Source organism: Pseudomonas sp. RW10S2, assembly GCF_014268985.1.
Taxonomy (GTDB): Bacteria; Pseudomonadota; Gammaproteobacteria; order Pseudomonadales; family Pseudomonadaceae; genus Aquipseudomonas; species Aquipseudomonas wayambapalatensis.
This window is the reverse complement of record NZ_JABWRO010000133.1, coordinates 1-14519: the sequence shown is the minus strand read 5'-3', so window position 1 is coordinate 14519 and position 14519 is coordinate 1. Positions and strand designations below refer to the sequence as shown.

The 14519-nt window shown below is 66.1% G+C and carries 15 protein-coding genes; 12 read left to right on the top strand and 3 right to left on the bottom strand.

Annotation, left to right across the window (positions count from 1 at the left end):
- The first annotated feature begins 53 nt into the window (after positions 1-53).
- Genes HU729_RS22245 through HU729_RS22230 form a run of 4 tightly spaced genes read left to right on the top strand, consistent with a single transcriptional unit; the run spans position 54 to position 4287 of the window.
- Complete coding sequence (locus tag HU729_RS22245) at positions 54-1079, top strand: ABC transporter ATP-binding protein (protein ID WP_186711581.1); 1026 nt, start codon at positions 54-56, stop codon at positions 1077-1079.
- A 1-nt stretch (position 1080) separates the two neighbouring features.
- Positions 1081-2031: an ABC transporter permease gene (locus HU729_RS22240; protein ID WP_186670363.1), complete on the top strand. Its 951-nt coding sequence runs from the start codon at positions 1081-1083 to the stop codon at positions 2029-2031.
- Positions 2021-2827 carry an ABC transporter permease gene (locus HU729_RS22235; protein ID WP_186711580.1) on the top strand — a complete coding sequence of 269 codons (807 nt, stop codon included), beginning with the start codon at positions 2021-2023 and terminating at the stop codon, positions 2825-2827. The genes HU729_RS22240 and HU729_RS22235 overlap by 11 nt, the downstream gene beginning before the upstream one ends.
- Positions 2828-2862: 35 nt before the next feature.
- Positions 2863-4287, top strand: coding sequence for a gamma-aminobutyraldehyde dehydrogenase (locus HU729_RS22230; RefSeq protein ID WP_186711579.1), 1425 nt, complete (start codon positions 2863-2865; stop codon positions 4285-4287).
- Positions 4288-4419: 132 nt separating this feature from the next.
- Here the strand turns inward: HU729_RS22230 and HU729_RS22225 are convergent, their stop codons facing one another.
- Both HU729_RS22225 and HU729_RS22220 read right to left on the bottom strand, forming a co-directional pair.
- A complete protein-coding gene (locus HU729_RS22225) occupies positions 4420-4881 on the bottom strand; it encodes a hypothetical protein (protein ID WP_186670368.1) in 462 nt (153 codons plus the stop codon).
- A 133-nt stretch (positions 4882-5014) separates the two neighbouring features.
- The gene (locus tag HU729_RS22220; RefSeq protein WP_186711578.1) at positions 5015-5959 is read right to left on the bottom strand and encodes an AraC family transcriptional regulator; all 945 of its coding nucleotides are present in this window, start codon (positions 5957-5959) and stop codon (positions 5015-5017) included.
- Positions 5960-6138: 179 nt separating this feature from the next.
- Here HU729_RS22220 and HU729_RS22215 point away from each other — a divergent pair, with 179 nt between their 5' ends.
- The 3 genes from HU729_RS22215 to HU729_RS22205 are packed head-to-tail and all read left to right on the top strand — an operon-like array spanning position 6139 to position 7858.
- The gene (locus HU729_RS22215; RefSeq protein ID WP_186711577.1) at positions 6139-6585 is read left to right on the top strand and encodes a hypothetical protein; all 447 of its coding nucleotides are present in this window, start codon (positions 6139-6141) and stop codon (positions 6583-6585) included.
- A gap of 3 nt (positions 6586-6588) precedes the next feature.
- Positions 6589-7239 (top strand): hypothetical protein, encoded by a 651-nt coding sequence (locus tag HU729_RS22210; protein ID WP_186711576.1) that lies wholly within the window; start codon positions 6589-6591, stop codon positions 7237-7239.
- The gene (locus HU729_RS22205) at positions 7232-7858 is read left to right on the top strand and encodes a hypothetical protein (RefSeq protein ID WP_186711575.1); all 627 of its coding nucleotides are present in this window, start codon (positions 7232-7234) and stop codon (positions 7856-7858) included. Before HU729_RS22210 ends, HU729_RS22205 begins: the two co-directional genes overlap by 8 nt.
- A gap of 110 nt (positions 7859-7968) precedes the next feature.
- Here the strand turns inward: HU729_RS22205 and HU729_RS22200 are convergent, their stop codons facing one another.
- Positions 7969-8874 (bottom strand): LysR family transcriptional regulator, encoded by a 906-nt coding sequence (locus HU729_RS22200; protein WP_186711574.1) that lies wholly within the window; start codon positions 8872-8874, stop codon positions 7969-7971.
- Between the two features lie 125 nt (positions 8875-8999).
- On the opposite strand from HU729_RS22200, the gene HU729_RS22195 reads away from it, so the two are divergent.
- The 5 genes from HU729_RS22195 to HU729_RS22175 are packed head-to-tail and all read left to right on the top strand — an operon-like array spanning position 9000 to position 14460.
- On the top strand, positions 9000-9839 hold the full coding sequence (locus HU729_RS22195; RefSeq protein WP_186711573.1) for a MaoC family dehydratase N-terminal domain-containing protein: 840 nt from the start codon (positions 9000-9002) through the stop codon (positions 9837-9839).
- A gap of 30 nt (positions 9840-9869) precedes the next feature.
- Positions 9870-11033 carry an acyl-CoA dehydrogenase family protein gene (locus tag HU729_RS22190; RefSeq protein WP_054895253.1) on the top strand — a complete coding sequence of 388 codons (1164 nt, stop codon included), beginning with the start codon at positions 9870-9872 and terminating at the stop codon, positions 11031-11033.
- A 10-nt stretch (positions 11034-11043) separates the two neighbouring features.
- The gene (locus tag HU729_RS22185; RefSeq protein WP_186711572.1) at positions 11044-12393 is read left to right on the top strand and encodes an MmgE/PrpD family protein; all 1350 of its coding nucleotides are present in this window, start codon (positions 11044-11046) and stop codon (positions 12391-12393) included.
- Between the two features lie 20 nt (positions 12394-12413).
- Positions 12414-13613: a CaiB/BaiF CoA-transferase family protein gene (locus HU729_RS22180; protein ID WP_186711571.1), complete on the top strand. Its 1200-nt coding sequence runs from the start codon at positions 12414-12416 to the stop codon at positions 13611-13613.
- Positions 13614-13632: 19 nt separating this feature from the next.
- Complete coding sequence (locus HU729_RS22175; RefSeq protein WP_186711570.1) at positions 13633-14460, top strand: CoA ester lyase; 828 nt, start codon at positions 13633-13635, stop codon at positions 14458-14460.
- Positions 14461-14519: the final 59 nt, after the last annotated feature.

Sequence of the window (14519 nt, the reverse complement as noted above, 5' to 3'; positions counted from 1 at the left end):
GATGAGACCGGCAGCGACACCACAAAACCACCCTTCACCCCGGAGCCTCCACCATGCCCCCAGCCGTCCAGTTCACCCAGGTCTCCCGTCAGTTCGGCGAGGTGAAGGCCGTCGACCAGGTGTCGATCGACATCCAGGACGGCGAATTCTTTTCCATGCTCGGCCCCTCGGGCTCGGGCAAGACCACCTGCCTGCGCCTGATCGCAGGTTTCGAGCAGCCCAGCGCCGGCTCCATCCGCATCCATGGCCTCGAAGCCGCTGGCCTGCCGCCCTATCAGCGTGACGTCAACACGGTGTTCCAGGACTACGCGCTGTTCCCGCACATGAACGTGCTGGACAACGTCGCCTATGGCCTGAAGGTCAAGGGCGTGGCCCGCACCGAGCGTTTACAGCGCGCCGAGCAGGCGCTGGAGATGGTCGCCCTCGGCGGCTATGGCTCGCGCAAGCCGGTGCAGCTTTCCGGTGGCCAGCGCCAGCGCGTGGCCCTGGCCCGCGCGCTGGTCAATCGCCCGCGCGTGCTGCTGCTCGACGAGCCGCTGGGCGCGCTCGACCTCAAGCTGCGCGAGCAGATGCAGGGCGAACTCAAGCGCCTGCAACGGCAACTGGGCATCACCTTCATCTTCGTCACCCACGACCAGAGCGAAGCGCTGTCGATGTCCGACCGTGTCGCGGTATTCAACAAAGGGCGCATCGAGCAGGTCGATACCCCGCGCAACCTGTACATGAAGCCGGCCACCGCCTTCGTCGCCGAGTTCGTCGGCACCTCCAACGTGCTGCGCGGCGAGCTCGCCAGCCAACTGGTCGGTGATGCCCGGCCGTTCTCCATTCGTCCCGAACACATCCGCTTCGCCTTGGGCGAGCGGGGAGCCAGCGAAGTGGAGGTCAGCGGCCTGCTGCACGATATCCAGTACCAGGGCGCCGCAACCCGCTACGAGATCCGCCTGGACAACGGCCAGCACCTGAGCCTGAGCCAGGCCAACAGCCAGTGGGGCGACGGCCCGGCCAGCCACCAGCCGGGCCAGCGCGTCACCGCCCGCTGGGCGCGCGAGGCCATGGTGGCGCTGAGCGAGGGCGTGTGAGATGAGCCTGACCCTCGATGCCACGGCGCCGGAAGCCCGTCACGGCGCCCTGCGCGGGCTGTCCAACCTGCTCTACCGCAAGCCGACGCTGTACCTGTCGCTGCTGCTGGTGCCGCCGCTGCTGTGGTTCGGCGCGATCTACCTGGGCTCGTTGCTGACCCTGTTGTGGCAGGGCTTCTACACCTTCGACGATTTCACCATGACGGTGACGCCGAGCCTGACCTGGGCCAACTTCGCCGCGCTGTTCACCCCGGCCAACTTCGACATCATCCAGCGCACCGTGCTGATGGCCGTGGCGGTGTCCATCGCCAGTGCTGCGCTGGCGTTCCCCATCGCCTACTACATGGCGCGCTACACCAGCGGCAAGACCAAGGCGTTCTTCTACATCGCGGTGATGCTGCCGATGTGGGCCAGCTACATCGTCAAGGCCTACGCCTGGACCCTGCTACTGGCCAAGGGCGGGGTGGCCATGTGGTTCGTCCAGCACCTGGGCCTGGAACCGTTGCTGAACCTGCTGCTGAGCGTGCCCGGGGTGGGCGGCAACACCTTGTCGACTTCGAACCTGGGGCGCTTCCTGGTGTTCGTCTACATCTGGCTGCCGTTCATGATCCTGCCGATCCAGGCGTCGCTGGAGCGCCTGCCGCCGTCGTTGCTGCAAGCCTCGGCCGACCTGGGGGCGCAGCCGCGCCAGACCTTCATGCAGGTGATCCTGCCGCTGTCGGTGCCCGGCATCGCCGCGGGCTCGATCTTCACCTTCAGCCTCACGCTGGGCGACTTCATCGTGCCGTCGCTGGTCGGGCCGCCTGGCTACTTCATCGGCGGCATGGTCTACGCCCAGCAGGGTGCCATCGGCAACATGCCCATGGCTGCGGCCTTCACCCTGGTGCCGATCGTGCTGATCGCCGTCTACCTGTCCATCGTCAAACGCCTGGGGGCCTTCGATGCACTCTGAAAAAGCGTCCTGGGGCCTGAAGCTTGCGGCCTGGGGAGGGCTGGTGTTCCTGCACTTCCCGATCCTGATCATCTTCCTGTACGCCTTCAACACCGAAGACGCTGCGTTCAGCTTTCCGCCGCAGGGCTTCACCCTGCACTGGTTCAGCGTGGCCTTCGCCCGTCAGGACGTGCTCGATGCCGTGACCCTGTCGGTGAAGATCGCCGCCCTCGCCACGCTGATCGCCATGGTGCTGGGCACGCTGGCGGCGGCTGCGTTGTACCGGCGTGATTTCTTCGGCAAGGAAAGCATCTCGCTGATGCTGATCCTGCCGATCGCCTTGCCCGGCATCATCACCGGCATCGCGTTGCTGTCGGCGTTCAAGACCCTGGGCATCGAGCCTGGCTTCATGACCATCGTCGTCGGGCACGCGACCTTCTGCGTGGTGATCGTCTACAACAACGTCATCGCCCGCTTCAGGCGCACTTCGCATAGCCTGATCGAAGCCTCGATGGACCTGGGCGCCGACGGCTGGCAGACCTTCCGCTACGTGATCCTGCCCAACCTCGGCTCGGCGCTGCTGGCCGGCGGCATGCTGGCGTTTGCCTTGTCGTTCGACGAAATCATCGTCACCACCTTCACCGCCGGTCACGAACGCACCTTGCCGATCTGGCTGCTCAACCAGCTCGGTCGCCCGCGCGACGTACCGGTGACCAATGTGGTGGCGATGCTGGTGATGCTGGTGACCATGCTGCCGATCCTGGGCGCCTACTACCTGACCAAAGGTGGCGAAGGCGTTGCCGGCAGCGGCAAGTGAACACGCGAACAAGAACCTGAGAAAAGGAGCGCTTCATGCAAACCAAACTGCTGATCAACGGCCAATTGGTCGCCGGTGAAGGCGAGTCGCTCGCCGTGCTCAACCCGGCGCTCGGCACCACCCTGGTGGAGATTGCCGAAGCCACGCCGGCCCAGGTCGACACCGCCGTGCGTGCAGCCGATGCGGCGTTCGAAGGCTGGTCCCAGACCGCCCCAAAGGATCGCTCGCTGCTGTTGCTCAAGCTGGCCGATGCCATCGATGCGCACGCCGAGGAACTGGCGCGGCTGGAGTCGAACAACTGTGGCAAACCCTACCAGGCTGCGCTGAACGACGAGTTGCCGGCAGTGGCTGATGTGTTCCGCTTCTTCGCCGGCGCCAGCCGTGTGCTGCAAGGCTCGGCGGCGGGTGAGTACCTGCCGGGGCACACCTCGATGATCCGCCGCGACCCGGTGGGTGTGGTGGCTTCGATCGCGCCCTGGAACTACCCGCTGATGATGGCCGCCTGGAAGCTCGGCCCGGCCCTGGCGGCGGGCAATACCGTGGTGCTCAAGCCGTCCGAGCAGACGCCGCTGACGGCCCTGCGCCTGGGCGAGCTGATCGCGGGCATCTTCCCGGCGGGCGTGGTCAACCTGGTGTTCGGCCGAGGCCCGAGCGTGGGCGAGCCGCTGACTACCCATCCCAAGGTGCGCATGGTCTCGCTGACAGGCTCCGTGGCCACTGGCAGCCGCATCATCGCCGGCACCGCCGACACCGTGAAGCGCATGCACATGGAGCTGGGCGGCAAGGCACCGGTGATCATCTTCGACGATGCCGACATCGATGCCGCGGTCGAAGGTATCCGCGCGTTCGGCTTCTACAACGCCGGGCAGGACTGCACGGCAGCCTGCCGGCTGTATGTGCAGAAGGGTGTGTACCAGGTGTTCGTCGACAAGCTCACGGCTGCGGTGGCGAGCATTCGTCTTGGCGAGCAGGACGATCCCGAGACCGAACTGGGGCCGTTGATCACCCAACAGCACCTGGAGCGCGTCAGTGGTTTCGTCGAGCGGGCGCGGCAGGTGCCGCATATCCAGGTCACCACGGGCGGCAAGCGTGCCGACCGGGCGGGGTTCTTCTTCGAGCCGACGGTATTGGCGGGCGCGCAGCAGGACGATGAAGTGGTGCGGCGCGAGATCTTCGGGCCGGTGGTGTCGGTGACCGAGTTCACTGACGAGGCCCAGGCGCTGGAGTGGGCCAACGACTCGGACTACGGGCTGGCGTCGTCGGTGTGGACCCAGGACGTTGGCCGCGCGCACCGGCTGGCGGCGCGCTTGCAGTATGGCTGCACCTGGGTGAACACCCATTTCATGCTGGTCAGCGAGATGCCCCATGGCGGGGTGAAGCTGTCCGGGTATGGCAAGGACATGTCGATGTATGGGCTGGAGGATTACACGGCCATTCGGCATGTGATGATCAAGCACTGATAGGCGATGGGGGCATCCCTGGGAGCCAGCCCAATCCCTGTGGGGGCGGGCTGGCCTTTAGAGTTTGAACAACACCGTTGTCCCCACAAGGTACTGAGCGGCAGCAGGGGAGAACCCGCATACCGCCTTGAATCAGTTGCTCGGCCGCTGCTTGGTCGCATCCAGCTCGGCTTTCTTGCCTGTCGTCACTTCAGTGATCTTTGCCGACTTCTCGATCGCCAGGTCGAAGGTTTCCTGCATCTTGGCGATGGCGTCGGTCGGGGTGCCGGCCAGGCCGCCCTTGGCCGCCCAGTCGAAGTTCCACACCCCGGACAGGTTGTCGGCGCCGGGTACGTCATGGGTTTCGATGGCGGTGAACACATCCGGATGGCGCTGCATGTATTTCGCCGCATCCGACACATTGGCCGGTACATTGCCGGACTTGTTGTCGGCCAGCTTGTCGAGTTCGTCCTTGGTGATGGCCGACTTGCCGGTCTGGCGCATGTAGTCGGCGATCACCTGGCTCGACTTGGCGGTGTCCAGGCGGTTGTCGAAGGCCGAGCTCGAGGCTTTTGGCGTGTTGGACCCGCCACCAGCGGGGGTGATGGTAGACATTGGCGCTGCTCCCGAAACGGAAAGGAAGGGGTCGTCTTGATGACGGCTCCGGACGGTAGCATGGGCAATTGGCTAGTACGGTGAGGCTTCACAACGATTCACAACAGCTCACAGCTTTCACAGCGCAGGGCGATCACTCCATACCTGGCGGATGCCCGTGGTAGGCCTTGTAGGCGTTGCTGAAATTGGCCGGGTTGGCGTAGCCCAGGCGATAGGCGATCTGCGCGACCTGCCATTTGCGTTGCAGCAGCAGCGTGCGGGCCAGCTCCATGCGCTGCTGGCGCAGGTACTGCAGCATCGACTGGCCGAACACCTTGGCGAAGGCGCGGCGCAGGGTGGTTTCGCCCACCCCGAGTTGCCGGGCCAGGGCCAGGCTGCCGGGCGGATCGACCAGGTCCAGGTCGAGCAGGCGCCGTGCTTCGTGGGCCAGGTCCCGTTGACCCCGTACCGTCGGCGTAGGTGCCTGTGGGCTGCCACCGAGGTGCGCGGCCAGTTCCACCAGCAACCCCAGGCTCAGGCTCTCCTGGTGCAGGCGCTTGAGCGTGCCGTGGTAGGGCGAGTGATAGAGCTGCAGCAGCAGGCGACCCAGCGCCGGGCAGCGCTCGAAATCGGTAAAGCGCATGCCGTCGGCGAGCAGCCCGAGCAGGGGTTGCAGGTGTGGGTCTTGCTCGGCCAGTTCGCGCAGGTAGTCGGCACCGACGCGCAGCCCGGCCATGCGCGCGTGGCTGTCGGCGGGTAGCTGGTCGAAGGCTTCCATGTGCTCGCTCAGGCCCAGCGCGTGAGTCTTGCCGCTGAGGTAGTGGTTGAGTCGGCCGTCGACCCGGTGCTGCCATTGGCCGCTGAGCATGTGCACCAGGCACAGGCTGTCGGGCAAAACCTTGTGGATGCGCAGCGGCTCGGGAAACTGCAGGTCGCAGTCGAAGTACTGCAGGTGTGCGCGCACGGTGTGGGCGCGATAGTGACCGATCGCACTGCCCATGACCTGGCTGGCGGCGCTGTCGAGGACGCCCGCCTGGGCCAGCGAGCCTGGGCGGTCGAAGCTGAACTGCATGTCCAGGTAAGGGGTCCAGCGTTCCATCGGCCAAGCCTGTCCATAGGGTGTCGTGGCGGGTGGCGGAATGTTAACGCGAACACGCTTCGGGCGTCAGCCATTGTGCGCAACGGCCTGTTTGTTGTGCGCAGCGGCCAGGCCGGTTGGCAGGCTGGCCCACGCCCCTTTCAATACAAGGCCCCCCAGGATTTCGAGGAGCAAGCAGGATGTCGATTCATCGCAGATGGGCGGCCGGCATGGTCGCAGCATTGGCGCTCGTGGGCGCCATGGCTCAGGCCCAAGAGCGACCATCGGTGGCCGACAAGGTCGTGGCCTATGCCGGCGAGCAGGGCGTGAAGGTCTGGACCCTGCGCATCGGCGATCGCAGCGCCAACGAGGCGCTGGTGCAGGTCGAGGGTGTCGATCACGACTGGAACATGCGCATCCAGAAGATGAACGTCGAGAAGACCGACAAGCTGACCCGCTACTACACCACGGTCGACGGGCAAAAGTTCGCTGCACTGGTGATCCAGGGCTCGAACAGCTGGAGCGCCAGCGAACTGTATCTGCCCGGCGAAGCCCAGGCGCTGAAGATCGGCTACTCGCAGGCCCTGTCCGAACAAGGCAACGCCCAGGCGTTCCTGACCGATTACCTCAATGCCGGTACCGAGTAAGCCATGACCACGCCACAACATCCCGATCCATCCATTTCTCCCGACGAATACGGTCAGTCCCGCGCCGCCCAGCGCGACCGCGTGATCGCCGAACTGCGCCTGATGATCGAGCGAGTTCCGGAACAGACCGAATTCACCAACTCCCGACGCTACAAGCTGTGGGGGCCGATCATGTTGCTGGTATCGCTGGGCATGCTGGCGATGGCCGTCAACATGGGGCGAACCGGGCTGACGGTATGCGCCGGCTTCCTGGTCGTGTTCTCCCTGCTCGTCACCTGGCAGCACCGGGACGCGGGCAAGCATGTGTTCATGCGCCTGACTCGCCGCCAGCTGTTTGTCGATACGCTCGATGCGCCGATCGAAATGGCCGAGGTGCAAGACATTCTGGTCAAGGACGAAGGCTTGCTGACCTTGCAGAAACTCACGCTCGACTCTAACGCCCATCTGCCCAGGCATCACGTCGCCAGGCTGCAGGTATTCGGCAACCAGGCCATGTCGCTGAAAAAGCCCGAGCCGCATGTACGCATCCACTCTGCAGGGCTGATGACCGGTGGGCGCAAGCTGGGCTGCGACGAAATCGCCGCACTGCTGGGTGCCTACCGCGACGCCGCTTGTGCACAGCAGCAACTGGATGCCCTGCAGGCTGATGGCTGACACCGACCGGGAAACCTTGCTGGCCTGGCTCGGGGCTCACGCGGAGGAGTCCTGCAAGCCTTTGGCGCTGCACGAATCCTCGCGTGGCAAGGCGCTGGCCTGTGCGTTGCTGGCGTTTTCGCTGGTGTTGGTCGGAGGCTGGCTGGCCAGTTTGCCTGCGCAGTGGCAGATGCAATCCGGGCAATGGTTGCTGTGGGGGCCTGGCGTGCTGCTGCTGGTTGCCGGCGTGGCTGGGCTGGCGCTCGCCGAGGGGCTGCGCCGAAGACATGGCAAGTGTGTGCTGAGTGTGACTGACGACTGTGTGCTGTTCGCCAACTCGCACGCGCCGACGCCCTTGTACTGTTTCGATGGGTTCGAAATCGACCAGAGTCACCTGAGCATGACGCTGGTGTTTTCGCTGGCAGCCATCAGCCGTGCGCCGCAGCTTGCGCCTGCCTGCTTCAAGTCACTGGTGGCGCCGGATGCGTGGCCAGTGGCCGGTGGCTTGCGGGTGAAGTTGTGGGTGTGCACGCCGGTGGTGGACGGGCGGCGCGTCGATCTGCAGGCGCTGACCGACCGGCTGTATGTCTGCATGGAAGCAGCCCAGGCGCGGCGCACGCTGGGGCAGTTGGGTGTGTGATCCTGATGGGCCTTGTTGGAAGCGGCGGTTCGCCGCTGCGATGTGTCCCGCGAACACGGGCGTAGCCCGTGCCAGGCAGCGCGGTGTCTTTTTCGCGGGCAAGCCCGCTCCTACACAGGCTGTGTAGGCGCCTCAGCCGGCATCAAGGTCGCGATCAACGCCCGTACCGTCCCCGGCAACGCATCCAGCTCGCGTACCAGGATGCTGCGTTCACGCACCGCCCAGGGCTCGTCCAGGGCGATGGTGACCAGGTTCATGGTGTGGCTGTGGCGCACCGCCGCAGACTCGGGAATGATCCCGATCCCCACACCCGCCTCGACCATCCGGCAGATCGCCTCGAAGCTGGACATCTGGATCCGCAGCGCCAGGCTCTGGCCAATACGCTCGACGTGGTCGCGCAGGAACGTCAGCAAAGTGCTGCCGTCATGCAGGCCGATGTGCTGGTAGGCCAGGGTCTGCTTGAGCGTCACCTGGCGGCGGCCCGCCAGCTCGTGACCGGCCGGCACGATCAGCGCCAGCCGGTCGGTACTGAAGCGCATCACCTGTAGACCCGCCGCCTCCACGGGCCCGGCGATGATGCCCATGTCGCTGCTGCCATCGAGCACCCCGCGCACGATATCGCGTGACAGTCGCTCCTGCAGATCGACCGTCACCCCCGGCCGCTGGGCGAGAAACCCGGCCAGCACTTCGGGCAGGAACTCGGTCACCGCAGTGGTGTTGGCGAAGATGCGGATGTGCCCGGCCGAGTCGGTGCCAAACTGGGTGAACTCGGCCTTGAGGTACTCCACCTGACGCATGATCAGGCGCGCATGGGTCAGCAGTTTCTGACCCGCGGGCGTCAGCTCCACGCCACGGCTGTCGCGGTACAGCAGGCGGGTATCGAGCTGCGCCTCGAGGGCCTTGATCCGCGCGCTGGCTGCGGCGGGGGAGAGAAACGCACGGCGCGCACCTTGGGTGAGGCTCGGCGATTCGCCGATGTGGATGAAGAGCCGCAAGTCAGCCAGGTCGAAGTGCATGGGGAGTCCTGTCGTAGCAGAGGCGTTCGGCATTTATGAACGCTGGTTTACGCAAATGCAAATTCACAGAATGCCGGGCGCCTCGCATGATCGGCCCATAACAACAAATGCAGAGGCCCATGCTCATGACTGCTTCGACTTCGCCCACCGACTTCAGCGCCTGGATCGGCCGCACCGAAGAGGCCTGGGATGTGCTCAGCCGCAACCTGGTCAAGCGCATCGCCGCGACCTTCGGCGAGGCCGCGCCAGGCCATGGTGACGCGCTGCCGCACCTGTGGACCTGGTGCTTCTTCCAGGAGCCGCTGCCGGAGTCGCAACTGGGCACGGACGGTCACCCTGCCCGTGGCGGCTTCCTGCCACCGGCCGACAACCGCAACCGCATGTGGGCGGGCGGGCGGGTCGAGTTCATCGCGCCGTTGAAAGTTGGCGGTGAGGCCCACCGCCTGTCGACCATCCTGCACATCGAGGAAAAGCACGGGCGCACCGGCGCACTGCTGTTCGTCACCGTGCGCCACGATTACTCCCAGGACGGCCGCCTGTGCATCCGCGAGGAACAGGACATCGTCTACCGCGAGCCCAACCCGCCCAAGCGCGGCAGCGGCACGCCGAGCGAGGCGGGCGAGTGGAATGAAACCATCACCCCGACGCCGACGCTGCTGTTCCGCTACTCGGCCATCACCTTCAACGGCCACCGCATCCACTACGACCACCCCTACGTCACCGAGACCGAGGGCTACCCCGGCCTGGTGGTGCATGGCCCGATGATCGCCACCCTCAACCTGCGCGCCTTCGTGCGGGCCCACCCCGACAAGCCTGTGCGCCACTTCGCCTACCGCGGTGTGCGGCCGCTGACCCTGCCAGCAGCGTTCCAGGTCAGTGGCTGCATCGAGGCACCTGGCAAGGCACGCCTGTGGGCCGGCAATGCCGACGGCACAGCCCAGAGCGCCGAAGTGATCTTCGACTGACTTCCTTAAGCCTTCGCAGAGAATCCACACATGCATAGCTACGACAGCGATGACCTCAATGCCATCCGCGAGGGCGTGCGCGCCCTGTGCGCCGAATTCCCCGCCGAATACTGGCGCAGGATCGATGAAGAAAAAGGTTTTCCGGAAGCCTTCGTCAAGGCCATGACCGATGCCGGCTGGCTGTCGGCGATGATCCCCGAAGAGTACGGTGGATCGGGCCTGGGCCTGGCCGAGGCGTCGGTGATTCTCGAGGAGGTCAACCGCTGTGGCGGCAACTCCGGCACCATCCACGGGCAGATGTACAACATGTTCACCCTGCTGCGAAACGGCAGCGACGAGCAGAAGCGCTTCTACCTGCCCAAGCTTGCCAGTGGCGAGCTGCGCCTGCAGTCGATGGGCGTGACCGAGCCGACCACCGGCACCGACACCACCAAGATCAAGACCACCGCCGTGCGCCAGGGCGACAAGTACGTGATCAACGGGCAGAAAGTATGGATCTCGCGTGTGCAGCATTCGGACCTGATGATCCTGCTGGCACGCACCACGCCGCTGCCGGAGGTGAAGAAGAAATCCGAAGGCATGTCGATCTTCCTGGTCGACCTGCGTGAAGCGATCGGCAACGGCCTGACCGTGCAGCCGATCGCCAACATGGTCAACCACGAGACCAACGAGCTGTTCTTCGACAACCTGGAAATCCCGGCCAGCAGCCTGATTGGCGAGGAGGGCAAAGGGTTCCGCTACATCCTCGACGGCCTGAACGCCGAGCGCACGCTGATTGCCGCCGAATGCATCGGCGATGGCCGCTGGTTCGTCGAGAAGGCCAGCCAGTACGCCCGCGACCGCGTGGTGTTCGGCCGCCCGATCGGACAGAACCAGGGCGTGCAGTTCCCCATCGCCGAAGCCCATATCGAGATCGAGGCCGCCGACCTGATGCGCTGGCGTGCCTGCGCCGAATACGACAGCGGCGCCAACGCCGGGGCGGCGGCGAACATGGCCAAGTACCTGGCGGCCAAGGCCTCGTGGGAGGCGGCCAATGCCTGCCTGCAGACCCATGGCGGCTTTGGTTTCGCCAACGAATACGACGTCGAGCGCAAGTTCCGCGAGACCCGCCTGTACCAGGTGGCGCCGATCTCCACCAACCTGATCCTGTCGTACGTGGCCGAGCACCTGCTCGAGCTGCCGCGCAGCTTCTGAGGAGCCGACCATGCGTGATACCCAAGCCCTGGCCAGCTTCCTGGCCGACCTGCGCTACGAGGCCATCCCCGGCGCCGTGCTGGACCGCACCGAAGACCTGTTTCTCGACTGGCTCGGCTCGGCCCTGGCCAGCCAGGGATCGCACCCGATCCCGCTGTTCGAGCGTTACGCCGAACGCATGGGGCCCGCCTCGGGCCGTGCGCGCGTGCTGAGCAACGGCCGGGGTACCTCCGCCTATTTCGCCGCCCTGGTCAACGGCGCCGCCTCGCACCTGGTCGAGCAGGACGACCTGCACAACAGCTCCGTGCTGCACCCGGCCACCGTGGTGTTCTCCGCCGTGCTGGCGGCCGCGCAAGACCTGGGCAAGTCCGGCCAGGACCTGCTGCTGGCCTCGGTGGCAGGCTACGAGGCCGGCATCCGCATCGGCGAATTCCTCGGCCGTTCGCACTATCGGATCTTCCACACCACCGCCACGGTCGGCACCCTGGCTGCCGCCGTGGGCGTGGGCAAGCTGCTGGACTTCAATCAGGAGCAGTTCATCAATCTGCTCGGCAGCGCCGGCACCCAGGCTGCGGGGCTGTGGGAGTTTCTGCGCGACGCTGTCGACTCCAAGCAGCTGCACACCGCCAAGGCCGCCGCCGATGGCCTGCTCGGCGCCTACCTCACCGCCGATGGCCTGAGTGGGGCGCGCAACATCCTCGAAGGCGACCAGGGCATGGCCGCAGGCATGTCCAGCGATGCCGACCCCGCGCGGCTCTCCGACCGGCTCGGCACACGCTGGGCGCTGGCGGAAACCTCGTTCAAGTTCCACGCCTCGTGTCGTCACACCCACCCGGCGGCTGATGCACTGCTGCACCTGATGCAGCGCGAGGAGCTGGGCCATGAGCAGATCGCCGAAGTGATCACCCGCGTGCACCAGGGCGCCATCGATGTGTTGGGGCGGGTGACCACACCGACCACCGTGCACCAGGCCAAGTTCTCCATGGGCACGGTACTGGGCCTGATCGCCGTGCATGGCAGTGCGCAGTTGCTGGAGTTCCGCGACCTGGCACTGACCGATCCGCGCATCGCCACGTTCCGCGACAAGGTGCGCATGCAGCTGGACCCTGAGGTGGACGGTGCCTATCCGGCGCGCTGGCTGGGGCGGGTCGAGGTGCGCTGCGTCGATGGCCGGCAGTTCAGCGCAGCCATCGACGAACCCAAGGGCGATCCGGGCAACACCCTGTCGCGCCCAGAGCTGGAGGCCAAGTTCCAGCGCCTGCTGGCCTATGCCGGGCAGCGCAGCGAGGCCGAGGGCCGAGCGCTGATCGAGCGCGTCTGGCAACTGCGCGACGCGCAGTCGCTGGCGGACCTGCATTGAACACCGAACAGGAATTTGCCATGACCCAATCCGCTCCCCGCCCGCTGGACGGCATCACCGTCGTCAGCCTGGAACATGCCATCGCCGCGCCGTTCTGCACCCGCCAACTGGCGGACCTGGGCGCGCGTGTGATCAAGATCGAGCGCCCCGGCAGCGGCGATTTCGCCCGCGGCTACGACCAGCGTGTCGATGGCCTGGCCTCGCACTTTGTCTGGACCAACCGCTCCAAGCAGAGCCTGACCCTGGACCTCAAGCAGGACGAGGCGGACGACATCCTGCTGGCGCTGCTGGCCAAGGCCGACGTGCTGGTGCAGAACCTCGCACCAGGTGCGGCGGCGCGCATGGGGTTGTCGTTCGAGGCCCTGCACTCGCGCTTTCCGCGGCTGATCGTCTGCGATATCTCCGGCTACGGCGAAGGTGGCCCGTACGAGAAGAAAAAGGCCTACGACCTGCTGATCCAGAGCGAGGGCGGTTTTCTCTCGGTGACCGGCGGGCCGGGCGAGGAACAGATGGCAAAGGCCGGATGCTCGGTCGCCGATATCGCTGCCGGTATGTATGCCTATACCGGCGTGCTGTCGGCGCTGCTGCTGCGTGACAAGACCGGCGTCGGCAGCCGCATCGACGTGTCGATGCTGGAGAGCCTGGTGGAATGGATGGGCTACCCGATGTACTACGCCTACAACGGTGCGCCGCCACCACCGCGGGCGGGCGCGTCGCACTCGACCATCTACCCGTACGGGCCGTTCCCCACCGGCGGTGGCGGCACGATCATGCTGGGGCTGCAGAACGAGCGGGAATGGCAGCTGTTTTGCGAGAAGGTGCTGCTCGACCCGGCGCTGGCCAGCGATGCGCGGTTCTCCGCGAACTTCCGTCGCTCGGAGAACCGCGAGGTGCTGCGCCAGATCATCATCGACGGCTTTGCCGCGCTGTCGCTGGACGAGGTGGTGGCGCGTCTTGAGGACGCGCAGATCGCCAACGCCCGGGTCAACGACATGCAGGGCGTCTGGCAGCACCCGCAGCTCAAGGCCCGCGACTGCTGGCGCGAGATCGACAGCCCGGCTGGCAAGCTGCCGTCGCTGCTGCCGCCGGGGCGCAACGCCGCCTTTACCCCGCGCATGGACCCGGTGCCGGGGCTGGGCCAGCACAGCGCAGCGATTCTCGAGGAGCTGGGTTTCTCGGTCGAAGACCAGGCCCGGCTGGCGGCTGCTGGTGTCGTTTGATGACAAGGAGTGATTGCTGATGCCGCAAACCATCGTCCGTTCCGCGCTGTTCGTGCCGGGCAGCCGCCCCGAGCGTTTCGCCAAGGCCCTTGCTGCCGGTGCCGATGCTGTCATCGTCGATTTCGAGGATGCCGTCGAGGAGCCGCTCAAGCGCCAGGCGCGCGACAACCTCGCCGCCTTTCTGGCAGCCCATCCGCAGGCGCGGGTGTGGGTCAGGGTCAACGCCCCGGAGCATGCCGGGCATGCCGATGACCTGGCGTTCTGCGCGCAGCAGCCCGGCGTCAGCGCCGTGCTGCTGCCCAAGGTCGAAAATGCCGCCCAGGTGGCGGTGGCCTGGCGCACCGGCAAGCCAGTGCTGCCGATCATCGAGACGGCCAAGGGCTTGCTGGCACTGGAGCGCATTGCCGGTGCCGAGGGGGTCGAGCGTTTGTCGTTCGGTAGCCTGGACCTGGCGCTGGACCTGAACCTCAACACTGACAGCGCCTCGGCCCAGCGCTTTCTCGACCAGGCGCGCATGGCGGTGCAACTGCATTCGCGCGGCGCCGACCTGGCGCCCCCGCTGGACGGGGTGTTCCCGGCCATCGGCGACCCGCAAGGGCAGCAGCGGGCCATGCGCCATGCCTACGACATGGGCTATGGCGGGGCGCTGTGCATCCATCCCAGCCAGGTGCCGTTGATTCATGGCGTGCTGGCGCCGAGCAGCGAAGAGCTGGCCTGGGCACGGCGGGTGGTGGACGCCAGTGTAGCGGCCAAGGGCGCCGGGGCGTTCCAGCTCGATGGGCAGATGGTCGATGCGCCGGTGCTGTTGCGGGCGCAGCGGCTGTTGGCATTGGCCGAAAGCACCTAGGCCTTTCGCGGGGCAAGCCGGTGCCCGACACCGCGGTGTCCTTTTCGCGGGCAAGCCCG

What these genes read in the sequence shown, in the direction of transcription:
- HU729_RS22245 (WP_186711581.1), top strand. Translation starts at nt 54, where the DNA reads ATGCCCCCAGCCGTCCAGTTCACCCAGGTCTCCCGTCAGTTCGGCGAG.
- HU729_RS22240 (WP_186670363.1), top strand. Translation starts at nt 1,081, where the DNA reads ATGAGCCTGACCCTCGATGCCACGGCGCCGGAAGCCCGTCACGGCGCC.
- HU729_RS22235 (WP_186711580.1), top strand. Translation starts at nt 2,021, where the DNA reads ATGCACTCTGAAAAAGCGTCCTGGGGCCTGAAGCTTGCGGCCTGGGGA.
- HU729_RS22230 (WP_186711579.1), top strand. Translation starts at nt 2,863, where the DNA reads ATGCAAACCAAACTGCTGATCAACGGCCAATTGGTCGCCGGTGAAGGC.
- HU729_RS22225 (WP_186670368.1), bottom strand. Translation starts at nt 4,881, where the DNA reads ATGTCTACCATCACCCCCGCTGGTGGCGGGTCCAACACGCCAAAAGCC.
- HU729_RS22220 (WP_186711578.1), bottom strand. Translation starts at nt 5,959, where the DNA reads ATGGAACGCTGGACCCCTTACCTGGACATGCAGTTCAGCTTCGACCGC.
- HU729_RS22215 (WP_186711577.1), top strand. Translation starts at nt 6,139, where the DNA reads ATGTCGATTCATCGCAGATGGGCGGCCGGCATGGTCGCAGCATTGGCG.
- HU729_RS22210 (WP_186711576.1), top strand. Translation starts at nt 6,589, where the DNA reads ATGACCACGCCACAACATCCCGATCCATCCATTTCTCCCGACGAATAC.
- HU729_RS22205 (WP_186711575.1), top strand. Translation starts at nt 7,232, where the DNA reads ATGGCTGACACCGACCGGGAAACCTTGCTGGCCTGGCTCGGGGCTCAC.
- HU729_RS22200 (WP_186711574.1), bottom strand. Translation starts at nt 8,874, where the DNA reads ATGCACTTCGACCTGGCTGACTTGCGGCTCTTCATCCACATCGGCGAA.
- HU729_RS22195 (WP_186711573.1), top strand. Translation starts at nt 9,000, where the DNA reads ATGACTGCTTCGACTTCGCCCACCGACTTCAGCGCCTGGATCGGCCGC.
- HU729_RS22190 (WP_054895253.1), top strand. Translation starts at nt 9,870, where the DNA reads ATGCATAGCTACGACAGCGATGACCTCAATGCCATCCGCGAGGGCGTG.
- HU729_RS22185 (WP_186711572.1), top strand. Translation starts at nt 11,044, where the DNA reads ATGCGTGATACCCAAGCCCTGGCCAGCTTCCTGGCCGACCTGCGCTAC.
- HU729_RS22180 (WP_186711571.1), top strand. Translation starts at nt 12,414, where the DNA reads ATGACCCAATCCGCTCCCCGCCCGCTGGACGGCATCACCGTCGTCAGC.
- HU729_RS22175 (WP_186711570.1), top strand. Translation starts at nt 13,633, where the DNA reads ATGCCGCAAACCATCGTCCGTTCCGCGCTGTTCGTGCCGGGCAGCCGC.